General features: G+C 60.7%; 11 protein-coding genes and 1 pseudogene. 9 read left to right on the top strand and 3 right to left on the bottom strand.

The window, feature by feature from the left end:
* Positions 1–8: 8 nt before the first annotated feature.
* The 3 genes from NBG89_RS18040 to NBG89_RS18030 all read right to left on the bottom strand — a co-directional run bounded on the left by NBG89_RS18040 (position 9) and on the right by NBG89_RS18030 (position 2,242).
* Positions 9–389 (bottom strand): methylglyoxal synthase, encoded by a 381-nt coding sequence (locus NBG89_RS18040; protein ID WP_088691001.1) that lies wholly within the window; start codon positions 387–389, stop codon positions 9–11.
* Between the two features lie 92 nt (positions 390–481).
* Positions 482–1,552 (bottom strand): penicillin-insensitive murein endopeptidase, encoded by a 1,071-nt coding sequence (mepA, locus tag NBG89_RS18035; protein ID WP_088691476.1) that lies wholly within the window; start codon positions 1,550–1,552, stop codon positions 482–484.
* A gap of 117 nt (positions 1,553–1,669) precedes the next feature.
* Positions 1,670–2,242, bottom strand: coding sequence for an isochorismatase family protein (locus tag NBG89_RS18030; protein WP_431322732.1), 573 nt, complete (start codon positions 2,240–2,242; stop codon positions 1,670–1,672).
* Positions 2,243–2,293: 51 nt separating this feature from the next.
* Between NBG89_RS18030 and NBG89_RS18025 the strand changes: the two genes are divergently transcribed.
* From NBG89_RS18025 to msrA, 9 genes and pseudogenes are all read left to right on the top strand, one after another.
* Complete coding sequence (locus NBG89_RS18025; RefSeq protein WP_431321061.1) at positions 2,294–2,908, top strand: TetR/AcrR family transcriptional regulator; 615 nt, start codon at positions 2,294–2,296, stop codon at positions 2,906–2,908.
* 113 nt (positions 2,909–3,021) lie between these two features.
* Entirely contained in the window at positions 3,022–4,857 is a 1,836-nt protein-coding gene (locus NBG89_RS18020) for an extracellular solute-binding protein (protein ID WP_431321060.1), read from the top strand.
* A gap of 168 nt (positions 4,858–5,025) precedes the next feature.
* Positions 5,026–6,120 carry a microcin C ABC transporter permease YejB gene (locus NBG89_RS18015; RefSeq protein WP_431321059.1) on the top strand — a complete coding sequence of 365 codons (1,095 nt, stop codon included), beginning with the start codon at positions 5,026–5,028 and terminating at the stop codon, positions 6,118–6,120.
* Positions 6,120–7,268 (top strand): ABC transporter permease, encoded by a 1,149-nt coding sequence (locus NBG89_RS18010; RefSeq protein WP_431321058.1) that lies wholly within the window; start codon positions 6,120–6,122, stop codon positions 7,266–7,268. The genes NBG89_RS18015 and NBG89_RS18010 overlap by 1 nt, the downstream gene beginning before the upstream one ends.
* Complete coding sequence (locus NBG89_RS18005) at positions 7,265–8,902, top strand: ABC transporter ATP-binding protein (RefSeq protein WP_431321057.1); 1,638 nt, start codon at positions 7,265–7,267, stop codon at positions 8,900–8,902. Before NBG89_RS18010 ends, NBG89_RS18005 begins: the two co-directional genes overlap by 4 nt.
* Before the next feature lie 8 nt (positions 8,903–8,910).
* Positions 8,911–9,870, top strand: a complete 960-nt coding sequence (locus NBG89_RS18000; protein ID WP_431321056.1) for a 2-hydroxyacid dehydrogenase — start codon at positions 8,911–8,913, stop codon at positions 9,868–9,870.
* Between the two features lie 83 nt (positions 9,871–9,953).
* Positions 9,954–10,217, top strand: a pseudogene (locus tag NBG89_RS17995) (hypothetical protein); the annotation flags it as partial.
* 178 nt (positions 10,218–10,395) lie between these two features.
* Positions 10,396–11,700 carry a nicotinate phosphoribosyltransferase gene (gene pncB, locus NBG89_RS17990; protein ID WP_431321055.1) on the top strand — a complete coding sequence of 435 codons (1,305 nt, stop codon included), beginning with the start codon at positions 10,396–10,398 and terminating at the stop codon, positions 11,698–11,700.
* A gap of 139 nt (positions 11,701–11,839) precedes the next feature.
* Complete coding sequence (msrA, locus tag NBG89_RS17985; protein WP_431321054.1) at positions 11,840–12,361, top strand: peptide-methionine (S)-S-oxide reductase MsrA; 522 nt, start codon at positions 11,840–11,842, stop codon at positions 12,359–12,361.
* The last annotated feature ends 148 nt before the right edge of the window (positions 12,362–12,509 follow it).

Below are 12,509 nucleotides of genomic sequence, written 5' to 3'. Positions count from 1 at the left end.
AGCGCCGGTTACGCGTGAAGGGTGGCAATAAGCTTGTCGGCGGTCGCTTCGTTCAGCGCCATCGGGATATCGTAGACGATTGCAAGCCGCATCAAAGCCTTGACATCGACATCATGCGGCATCGGTGTCAGAGGATCGACAAAAAAGATCAGCGCATCGACTTCGCCGGTGGCAATCAGTGCGCCGATCTGTTGGTCGCCGCCGAGCGGGCCGCTTTTCAGGCGGGTCACATCGAGGTCCGGAGCGGCCTCAAGAACCCGGCCGCCGGTCGTGCCCGTGGCAACGATCTTCCACTTCGCGAATGTCTCACGGTTGCGGCGTGCGAACTCCGCCATGTCGTCCTTCTTCTGGTCATGCGCAATCAATGCAAGGCACTTGCCGCCGGCCATGAAAAGGACCTCCGCCTGAAATTCAATCGATTTGACTGCTTCTATACGAAGCGCCCGTCTTTTGAAAGACCACCGCCAGCACTGGCAATACGTCACTCGACGGACGGCTTGTCATCCGGCACCGGCCCGATGGCAGGCAGTCCCTCGTCGGACGCCGCGGCAGGCATCACCGCCATCGGCGCGACCGCCGGGGCATCGGCGGCACCCCCGAACGTCGCCGCCTGGATGGAGTCAACGGACGGTGCTGCAAGGACCGCCGAGCAGGCGTTCGGAAGATCAGAGACCATCACTTCGCGCGGCTTGACGGGCTTCGTGCCGGGCTTTGGTGGCTTCGGCGGAGCCCATGGTTCCTTCGTGAACCACCATGCCAGCGATTTGCCGCATCCATCGTCGGCAGACACTGGCGCCTGCGGCTTGCAGGCGGTTGCGCCCGGCGGGCACTTGATGCGGATATGGAAGTGCGAGTCGTGGCCGTAGATCGGGCGCAGCTTGCCGAGATTGGTGCGATCGCCCGTCCAGGTGTCACACATCTTCTTCTTGATGGCAGGATTGACGAAGATCCGTTCCACCTGGGGATAGCTCGCCGCACGCATCAACAGCCTGGCACGCGATTCGGTCCAGACATTGGGATTGATGGTCAGGAACGCATTCTTCTGCAGCATCGTCGTGAAGGGCAGCGTTTCGCGTTCCTCGACGCTCAGCGGATGAGCGGGCATTGGCGTCAGCCAAATGTCGGCATCAAGTCCGATCTGGTGCGACGCATGGCCGTTAAACATCGGCCCGCCGCGCGGCTGCGAGATATCGCCGACGAGCAGGCCCGGCCATCCGTCATACTTTGCCGCGTCACGGGACAGCCGTTCCAGCAGCGAGATCATGGCGGGATTGCCCCAACGGCGATTGCGCGAAAGCCGCATGGTCTGCCAGGTTGGTCCATCGATCGGCAGAGCGACAGCTCCGGACATGCAACCTTTCGCGTAGAAGCCATAAGGCTGAGCTGCGCCTTGGCTCGGCAGAGAGACAGAGCCGAAAATGGCCTTAGCGCTCCCGGGACTCGGCTGCTTATCTTCGGCGCCGGCATCGCCGGCGACGAGACTTGCACCGAGCATGCCGGCAAATGCCAATTTCAAAAATGTCTGAAAAGTCCTGGTGGTATGGAGAGCCATGCCATGTCCTGAGCGTCTGCGGCGCGCGGCCGAGTGATTTGCGATCGAATCTATAGTGAAAAGCAATTTTGGTGAATCGATGTTTTCACCCACACCAGCTCGGGCAGCGTGTGAGGCTCAGGCGTTCGCGAGAATGTCGGCGGTTTTGCGCACCCGGGCAAGGCGCGGGAAGATGCGCTCACAGGCAAAGGCCTGCATCTCGCCTGAGAACGTCGTCATCGCATCCTCGACGGCGATGACCGCATAGTTATGCGCGAAGGCATCGCGGATGGTGGCTTCAACACCGAAATTGGTGGCGATGCCGGTGAGAATAACGGTCTTGATGCTGCGCCGGCGCAGTTGCAGGTCCATTTCAGTCCCGTAGAAGGCGCTCCATTGATGCTTGGTGATGCGCACGTCGGGCGTGAGGGCCGCGATCTCGGGCGGCTCGCGCAGGGCTTCGGCCGGCAATCCACCCTGTGGGAAGGCAGCCGGCTCGTCGGTCGGCTGGTTGACAGCATCGGCATAGTCTGCGGAAAATCCGACCGTCACGAAAATCGTGGTGCCGCCGGCGGATTTCAGCGACTTGGCGATTGCGGCCGTATTTTCGATCACCTGCTGGGCGGAATGGGGTGCCACAGGCCTGGAAATGATAAAGCCCTGCAGATCGATGGAGATCAGGGCCGTGGTCTTGGGATCGTAGAGGGACATGAAAGACTCCGGAATAAACATGAGGCCATCCTCACAATTGGAAATATGAGGATGACCTCACAAAAATCAAGCCCCGATCTGATGAATCGTTCGCCGAAGCAGAAGCGCGGGCGGGAGCGCGTCGCCGTTCTGACCGAGGCGGCGGCCAAGGTGTTTCTCGATAGAGGCTACGAAGCCGCGACGATGACCGAGATCGCCGCTGAGGCAAAATCCTCGATCGGCTCGCTCTACCAGTTCTTCCCGACCAAGATGCTCCTGGCGGAAGCGCTGCATCTCGAACGGCTGCGGCAGCTCAACGCGGCGCTGGTGGATCTACAGGCAAAGGTGGATGGCAAACGCGCGGCGGAGATCGGCGACGCGATATTCGCCCGACTTGGCGCCTTTCTGGAAGAGCATCGCGAATTTCCGGTCCTGGCGGCGCGCCGGGACATTCCCAAGGAACGCAAGGTGCAATCACGGGCGGAACTGCGCGGCAATATCACAGCACTGCTGCGGAAGGCCGTGCCGTCGATTGGCGACGACGTGGACCTATTGGCGGCGCTGGTGCTCGAACTCCTTCGGATCATCGTCACCGCAGCGCACGATCCGGATATCGGAGGCGACCCACGCATGGTGACGGAACTGCGCGGAATGCTGCGCAAAAGGCTGGAGGAAGCAACGACCTGACAGACCGCATTGGTCACGATCCCGCGAGCCAGACAAAAACAGCCGCCTCACCTGTTTTTCGCCTGCTTTTCGCCTATTGTCGGCGAAAGCAGAAAAACAATCGGGGTTGGCGAATGGCGCTTACGTGGTCGAAACTTGGTGTGGTCCTTTCTCTCTTCGGCACATTGGCGTTGCCATTGCAGACCGTTGCACAGGAGCCAAATTTCCAGATCGGCAGTTCCGTCATCAGCGAGCTGAAATACAAACCAGGCTTCAAGCATTTCGACTACGTCAATCCGGATGCACCGAAGGGCGGCAACCTGCGGCTTTCCGCCTCCGGCACCTACGACACCTTCAATCCGTTGCTTGCGAAGGGCGAAACGGCGGTCGGCCTGACGCTGCCTTTCGAAACGCTGATGAAATCGGCCGACGATGAGCTGCTCGCCTCCTACGGGCTATTGGCGGAAGGCGTTTCTTTTCCCGACGACGTATCGAGCGCAACCTTCCGGCTGCGCAAGGAAGCCAAGTGGGCCGACGGAAACCCGGTGACGCCTGATGACGTCGTCTTCAGTTTCGACAAATCGAAGGAGCTCAACCCGCTCCTGTCCAACTACTACAAGCATGTCGCAAAGGCCGAGAAGACGGGCGAACGCGACGTGACCTTCACCTTCGACGAGAAGAACAACAAGGAGCTTCCCAATATCCTGGGACAGCTGACCGTAGTGCCTAAGCACTGGTGGGAGGGCACGGGGCCAGACGGCAAGCCGCGTGACATTTCCAAGACGACGCTCGAGCCTGTGATGGGATCCGGTCCCTACAAGATCGCTGCCTTCGCCCCGGGCGCAACGATCCGCTACGAGTTGCGCGACGACTATTGGGGCAAGGACCTCAATGTGAATGTTGGCCAGAACAATTTCGGCTCGATCACTTACACCTATTTCGGCGACCGGGACGTCGAGTTCGAGGCCTTCCGGGCCGGCAACAGCGACTATTGGCAAGAGACGCAAGCGGCGCGCTGGGCGACCGGCTATGATTTCCCCGCCGTCAAGGACGGACGCGTGAAGAAGGAGGACGTCCCCAACGCGCTGCGCGCCACCGGCATCATGCAAGCCCTGGTACCGAACACGCGTCGCGATATCTTCAAGGATGAAAAGGTTCGCGAGGCGCTGAACTACGGCTTCGACTTCGAAGAACTGAACCGCACCGTCGCATTCAACACCTACAAGCGCATCGACAGCTATTTCTGGAACACCGAGCTCGCCTCCTCCGGACTGCCCCAAGGCCGCGAGCTTGAAATCCTTGATGGTCTCAAGGACAAGCTGTCACCTGCGGTCTTCACCACGCCTTATACCAATCCGGTCGGCGGCGATCCGCAGAAGAGCCGCGACAACCTGCGCAAGGCGATCGGGCTCTTCAGGGACGCCGGCTGGGAGATCAAGGGCAACCGTATGGTCAATACCAAGACCGGCAAGCCGATGAGCTTCGAGATCCTGCTGTCGAGCCCGATGCTGGAACGCTGGGCAGTGCCTTATACCAACAATCTGAAGAAGATCGGCATCGATGCGCGTGTCCGGACCGTCGATGCCTCGCAATACACCAACCGGGTGCGCAGCTTTGACTACGACATGATCTGGAACGTGTGGGCGGAGACGATGAACCCCGGCAACGAGCAGGCCGACTACTGGGGATCGGGATCGGCCAACCAGCAGGGTTCACGCAACTATGCGGGCATCGCCGATCCGGCGATCGATTCGCTGATCCGCATGGTGATCTTCGCCCCCAACCGCGACGAACAGGTAGCGGCGATCAAGGCGCTCGACCGCGTGCTCCTGGCGGGGCACTATGTCGTGCCACTGTTTTATCGCGGCACGCAGTCGATCGCCTATTGGGACACCATCACGCGGCCGGCCGAATATCCGACCTACGCGACCGGTTTCCCCGATGTCTGGTGGTCGAAGGACGCGAAATAGGCGGCCGGCGAGCAGGCTTGCATTGCCGGTGTGAGTGGGCTCCAAATGAACGATACGAATCAGGGCAAGGTGCAGCGCGCTTGGCCACACGACAAGGAGACCGCACGGATTGAACGGCGATAGACTGGACAGCGCTCGACGCAAGCCTTCCCGGAAGGGCCTTCACTGATGGGCGCCTATATCTTTCGCCGCCTGCTTTTGATGATCCCGACGATCATCGGCATCATGGCCATCTCCTTTACCGTCATCCAGTTCGCGCCCGGCGGTCCGGTCGAGCAGGTGATCGCGCAGCTGACCGGCGATGCGCAGGGCGCCGATTCTCGGCTTTCCGGTGGCGGCGGAGATCTTCTCGGCGGCGGGGGCCTTGACGAAGGCAGCTCGAAATACCGCGGCGCCCAGGGGCTCGATCCTGAGTTGATCGCCAAACTCGAAAAGCAGTTCGGCTTCGACAAGCCGCCGCTGACGCGCTTCGGCGAAATGATGTGGAACTACATCCGTTTCGACTTCGGCGAGAGCTTCTTTCGCAATACCTCCGTGCTTAACCTGATCAAGGAGAAGCTGCCGGTCTCGGCCTCGCTTGGCGTCTGGATCATGATCTTCTCCTACGGCATCTCGATCCCGCTCGGCATCCGCAAGGCTGTCAAAGACGGCTCGACTTTCGACGTCTGGACCTCGGGCGTCATCATCATCGGCTATGCGGTTCCGAGCTTCCTGTTCGGTATCCTGCTGATCGTGCTCTTTGCCGGCGGATCCTTCTATGACTGGTTCCCGCTGCGCGGCCTCGTCTCCGACAACTTCGACCAGCTCGCCTGGTGGCAGAAACCGCTCGACTACTTCTGGCACCTGACGCTGCCGCTGATCTCGCTCTCTCTTGCCGCCTTCGCGACGACGACGCTGCTCACCAAGAACTCCTTCATCGAGGAGATCAAGAAGCAATATGTGGTGACCGCCCGGGCCAAGGGCTTGAACGAACGGCAGGTGCTTTACGGCCATGTCTTCCGCAACGCCATGCTGATCATCATTGCCGGTTTCCCCGGCGCCTTCATCTCGGCCTTCTTCACTGGTTCGCTGCTGATCGAGAACATCTTCTCGCTCGATGGTCTGGGACGGCTCGGCTATCTCTCGGTCGTCAACCGCGACTATCCGATCGTCTTTGCGACGCTCTACATCTTCTCGCTGCTCGGCCTTTTCGTCAGCCTGATTTCCGACCTGATCTACACGTGGATCGACCCGCGCATCGACTTCGAGCGGAGGGAGGTCTGATGGACACCGCCGCCAATCCGACGACCGCAACGCCGGTCAAGCCGCCGCGCAAGGGCCTGCTGTCGCCGACCAACATCCGCCGCTGGAAGAATTTCAAGGCCAACCGGCGCGGTTACTGGTCCTTGTGGCTGTTCCTTGTGCTGTTCGTGCTCAGCCTGTTTGCCGAGTTCATCGCCAACGACCGGCCAATTATTGCCTCCTACAAGGGCGAGATCCTCTTCCCCGTCCTCGTCAACTATCCGGAAGAGAAGTTCGGCGGGTTCCTCGCCGAAACGGACTATCGCTCCGACGTCATCGCGGACGAAATCAATACCAATGGCTGGATGATCTGGCCGCCGATCCGCTACTCCTATCGCTCGGTCAATTCGAACATCCCGCATTCGGCACCGACCCCGCCCTTCTGGCTGATGAGCAAGGAAGAGCGCTGCTCCGGATATCCGCAGGGCGCGGCCGATCCGGGCTGCAATTTCGGCAATCTCAACTGGCTCGGCACGGACGATCAGGCACGAGACGTGCTTGCCCGCGTCATCTACGGCTTCCGCATCTCCGTTCTGTTCGGTCTGGTGCTGACGATCTGCTCGGCCATCATCGGCGTCACCGCCGGCGCGATCCAGGGCTATTTCGGCGGCTGGACGGACCTCTTGCTGCAGCGCTTCATCGAGATCTGGTCGTCGATGCCGGTGCTCTACATCCTGCTGATCATCGCCGCCATCCTGCCGCCCGGCTTCTTCGTGCTGCTCGGGATCATGCTGCTCTTCTCCTGGGTTGGTTTTGTCGGCGTCGTGCGTGCCGAATTCCTACGGGCGCGCAATTTCGAATATGTCCGTGCCGCCCGTGCGCTCGGGGTGAACAACCGGACGATCATGTGGCGCCACCTGCTGCCGAACGCGATGGTCGCGACGCTGACCTTCCTGCCGTTCATCCTGTCGGGCTCGATCACGACGCTGACCTCGCTCGACTTCCTCGGCTTCGGCATGCCGCCGGGTTCTCCTTCGCTCGGCGAGATGATCGCGCAGGGCAAGGCCAACCTGCAGGCGCCGTGGCTCGGGCTGACAGCGTTCTTCACCATGTCGATCATGCTGTCGCTCTTGATCTTCATCGGCGAGGCGGTTCGTGATGCATTCGATCCCAGGAAGACGTTTCAATGAGTGACGCTGCCGAAACACTGCTATCCGTTCGCGATCTCTCGGTGGCATTCCACCAGGCTGGCGATACATCGCTGGCTGTCGATCGCGTCTCCTTCGATATCCGCAAGGGTGAGGTCGTGGCGCTGGTCGGCGAATCCGGTTCGGGCAAATCGGTCTCCGCCAACTCGATCCTGCAGCTGCTCCCCTACCCCGCGGCCAGCCATCCCTCCGGCGAAATCCTGTTCAAGGGCAAGGACCTCCTGAAGGCATCCGACAAAGCGTTGCGCGAGGTGCGCGGCAACGACATCACGATGATCTTCCAGGAGCCGATGACCTCGCTCAACCCGCTGCACACGATCGAGAAGCAGATCGCGGAGATTCTCGAGTTGCACCAGGGCGTGACCGGACAGGCCGCGCGCACGCGAGTTCTCGAACTGCTGAACCAGGTGGGCATTCGCGAGCCGGAAAAGCGGCTGAAGGCCTATCCGCACGAACTCTCTGGCGGCCAGCGGCAACGCGTGATGATCGCCATGGCACTCGCCAACAGGCCGGAGCTGCTGATCGCGGACGAGCCGACGACCGCGCTCGACGTGACCGTGCAGGCACAGATCCTCGAACTGCTGCGGCAGCTGAAGGGCCAGCATGGCATGTCCATGCTCTTCATCACCCACGACCTCGGCATCGTTCGCAAGTTCGCCGATCGGGTCTGCGTCATGACCAAGGGTAAGATCGTCGAGACCGGTAGCGTGGAAGAAGTCTTCCGCAATCCGAAGCACGATTACACGCGGCATCTGCTGGCCTCCGAGCCACGTGGCGAACCGCCGCGTACCGACTCCTCGAAGCCCATCGTGATGCAGGGATCGGATATCCGCGTCTGGTTCCCGATCAAGGCCGGCCTCATGCGGAAGGTCGTCGATCATGTAAAGGCCGTCGACGGCATCGACCTTCAGCTGCGCGCTGGCCAAACGCTCGGCGTCGTCGGCGAATCCGGTTCCGGCAAGACAACACTCGGTCTGGCGTTGACGCGGCTGATTTCGTCGCAGGGCCGGATCAGCTTCGTCGGTAAGGATATAGCCAGCTATTCATTTACGGAAATGCGGCCTCTCCGCAACCAGCTGCAGGTCGTGTTCCAGGATCCCTACGGCTCGCTCAGCCCCCGCATGTCCGTCGGCGACATTATCGCGGAGGGACTGAAGGTACATGAGCGGGCGCTTTCCTACGAGGAGCGCGATCAGCGTGTCTGCTGGGCGCTGGAGGAAGTCGGGCTCGATCCGCTGACCCGCTGGCGGTATCCGCACGAATTCTCCGGCGGACAGCGCCAGCGCATCGCCATTGCCCGCGCCATGGTGCTGAAACCCCGCTTCGTGATGCTGGATGAGCCGACGTCCGCGCTCGACATGAGCGTCCAGGCGCAGGTCGTGGACCTCTTGCGCGATCTGCAGAAGAAGCATGATCTCGCCTACCTCTTCATCAGCCACGATCTCAAGGTGGTGAAAGCATTGGCGAACGACGTCATCGTCATGCGCTTCGGCAAGGTCGTCGAACAAGGGCCTTCCGCCAAGATCTTCAGTGCGCCCAAGGACGACTATACCAAGGCGCTGATGGCTGCCGCCTTCAACATCGAGGCGGTCCCGACACCCGCCGTCCAACAGTAAAGACTATCATGTCCGCAAAACCGCCCATTCTAGTCGATCTGAAGTTCGACCCTGACACCGTTGCCCGCATCCTCAAGACATCCTTTTTGGATCGCGGCAGCATCAATCTCGCCGATCCCACAAACAGGGATCGCGATCTGACCGGCATCGACTATGCGCTTCTCTGGAAGCCGGACGCGGATCTTTTCAGCCGCGCCCCCAATCTCAAGGTCATCTTCTCGGGTGGCGCCGGGGTCGACAGCTTCATGAACCTGCCGGGCTTGCCTGACGTCCCGATCGTTCGCTTCTCCGACCGCAGCCTGACGACCCGGATGAGCGAATGGGTGGTGATGCAGTGCCTCATGCACCTGCGGCAACAACATCAGCACGACAAAGATCAGCGCGCGCGTATCTGGGGCAAGCTGGTTCCGCCGGAAGCTGCCGAGATCACCGTCGGCATCATGGGCCTCGGCGTGCTCGGACAGGACGCGGCGTACAAGCTGAAGGTGATGGGTTTCAACGTCATCGGCTGGTCGCGCAGCCGCAAGGAGATCGACGGCATCGAGACATTCGATTTCGGTCAGCTCGACGATTTCCTGTCCAAGACGGATTTTCTCGTCGGCCTTCTGCCGCTAACGCCCGAGACCAGTAGCTTCTATAATGCGGCGCTGTTTTCAAAGCTGCGGCAGGGCGGCGCGCTCGGCAGACCGGTGTTCATCAATGCCGGCCGCGGCAAGAGCCAGGTGCAGAGCGACATTGTCGCCGCGGTTCAGGGCGGCGTGCTCGGCGGCGCCTCGATCGACGTCTTCGCCGTCGAGCCGCTGCCCTCCGATGATCCGCTCTGGGGGCTGGAGAATGTGTTCATCACACCGCACGATGCGGCGGTATCCGATGAGACGGCACTCTTCCGGCACGTCGAGCGCCAAATCGCCCGCTACGAGAGCGGTGAGCCTTTGCAATTCGTCGTCGACCGGCAGAGAGGTTACTGACGGCAGGAACCATGCCGCGCGCCGTTCGTTTTCCTCCGAGATGAGGCGCCGGGCTGATAAAGCTCACGCGGAAGGAGGAAGGCATGGCTCAGCAGACGGAACCGCGCTGGGAAAAGTCCGACAGTAAGCTCCACGCCGAAGAGACGATTTCGCCAGTCAAGACAAGGCAGGGCCGCATGGGCACCCGAGTTCTCATGGTTCTGATCGTCGCGTTGGCGCTTGCCTTCATCGTATGGATCCCCGTTGAAATCTGGGGCAAGAAGGAGGCTGCGGAGGTCGTACCGCAGCAACCTGGACAGCAAATTCAATCGCAACAGCCGGCACCGGCTACGCCGAATGCCCCCGCGCAATAGGAACGGGGCGGGTCAGGCGGTCACAAAAAAACATCCTGCCGGACCGCTGGCAGGATGCTTTTCTGATTGCTCTGGACTTTACCGGCTGATTTTTCGATAAGAAAGCGCACGAGCCGGTCTTCGTGCGTCGGCTTATGACGCGATGTGTCCGGTTTGGGAATGGGCGGAGTTCATGGCCAAGACCGATATCGCAAGGCGCGTTTACAATCACACCTGGAAGCTCGATCCGATCGTTCGCAGCCTGATCGACACAGATTTCTACAAGCTGCTCATGCTGCAGATGATCTGGAAGCTCTATCCTGACGTCAACGCCACATTCACGCTGATCAACCGCACCAAACGCGTGCTTTTGGCCGAAGAGATCGATGAGGGCGAGCTGCGCGAGCAACTTGATCATGCGCGTTCGTTGCGCCTTTCCAAGAAAGAGATGATCTGGCTCGCGGGTAACAGCTTCTACGGGCGCGCGCAGATCTTCGAGCCCGAGTTCCTGGCCTGGCTTTCGCATTTCCAGCTGCCCGAATACGAATTGTCGAAGCGCGATGGCCAATATGTGCTCGACTTCCACGGCTCGTGGAAGGACACGACCATGTGGGAAATTCCAGCACTCGCGATTATCAACGAGCTTCGGTCGCGCTCCGCCATGAAGGCGCTCGGGCCGTTTACGCTCGATGTGCTCTATGCCCGTGCCAAGGCACGGATGTGGGAAAAGGTGGAGCGCCTGCGCGCACTGCCGGGGCTACGCATCTCCGATTTCGGCACGCGCCGCCGCCATAGCTTCCTGTGGCAGCGCTGGTGTGTCGAGGCGCTGAAGGAAGGCATTGGTCCCGCCTTCACGGGCACCAGCAACGTCTTGCTCGCCATGGATTCCGATCTCGAAGCCGTGGGCACGAACGCCCACGAGCTGCCGATGGTGGCCGCGGCACTTGCCCAAACCGACGAGGAACTGCGTCGTTCGCCCTATAAGGTGTTGCGAGACTGGAACAAGCTCTACGGCGGAAACCTGCTGATCGTCCTTCCGGATGCCTTCGGCACTACCGCCTTCTTGCGCGATGCGCCCGAATGGGTCGCTGATTGGACGGGTTTCCGCCCGGATAGCGCGCCGCCTATCGAAGGCGGTGAGAAGATTATCGAATGGTGGAAGAAGATGGGCCGCGATCCGCGCCAGAAACTGCTGATCTTCTCGGACGGGCTTGATGTGGATGCCATCATCGACACCTACAAGCACTTCGAAGGCAAGGTGCGCATGAGCTTCGGCTGGGGCACCAACCTCACCAACGATTTTGCCGGCTGCGCGCCGACCGAGATCTCCGGGCTCAATCCCATCTCTGTCGTCTGCAAGGTCATCGACGCCAACGGCCGCCCCGCCGTCAAACTGTCAGACAATCCGCAGAAGGCGACCGGCGACCCGGCCGAGGTTCAGCGGTACCTGAAGTTCTTCGGAACCGAAGATCGCGTCGATCAGGCGGTGCTTGTCTAAGCGCGGCCCCCGCAATCTCTTCAGAGCCACGCGGGGAGCGAGATACAAGCTGGCAAAACGGGGTCACGGTCCCCATCTAGGGGGCAAGGCGCGGGCTGCCGATGGTTCACGCGCATCATTTCGCTGAAAGGACGATCCAATGACTGTAGAGCGTGCGGTACTGGCGGGCGGTTGCTTTTGGGGCATGCAGGATCTCATCAGACGCTATCCGGGCGTCGTCTCCACTCGCGTAGGCTACACCGGTGGTGAAGTAGCGAACGCCACTTACCGGAATCACGGAAACCACGCCGAGGCGATCGAGATCATGTTCGATCCCGTGAAGATCAGCTACCGCGACATTCTCGAGTTCTTCTTCCAGATACACGATCCCACGACACTCAACCGGCAAGGCAATGATCTCGGCGCCAGCTACAGATCGGCGATATTCTACGCCAACGACGAACAGCGGCTAACCGCCGAAGACACCATCGCTGATGTGAACGCATCGGGCCTGTGGCCCGGCAAGGTCGTTACCCAAGTGGTTCCGGCCAGCGACTTCTGGGAGGCGGAACCGGAGCACCAGGACTATCTGGAGCGCATTCCGAACGGCTACACCTGCCACTTTGTCCGGCCGGGGTGGAAGTTACCGAAGCGCGAGCAAAGCGCGGCGGCTGCCGGCTAAGACCGCGCAAACGTTCCGTTGCGCCGACTCAATATCGGATTGGGTCTGAATAAAAGAGGCCTTACCTCGGGCAAGGCCTCTTGCGGCTGTAACCGCACGTATGACCGCTATCGCCCGTATAAGGCTTGCCGCCAATTCGGTCTTTGAG

Origin of the sequence: Rhizobium sp. YTU87027 (assembly GCF_050644135.1) — a bacterium.
Lineage (GTDB): Bacteria > Pseudomonadota > Alphaproteobacteria > Rhizobiales > Rhizobiaceae > Rhizobium.
Note: the sequence above shows the minus strand (reverse complement) of the source record. Positions and strands in the feature narration are given on the sequence as shown.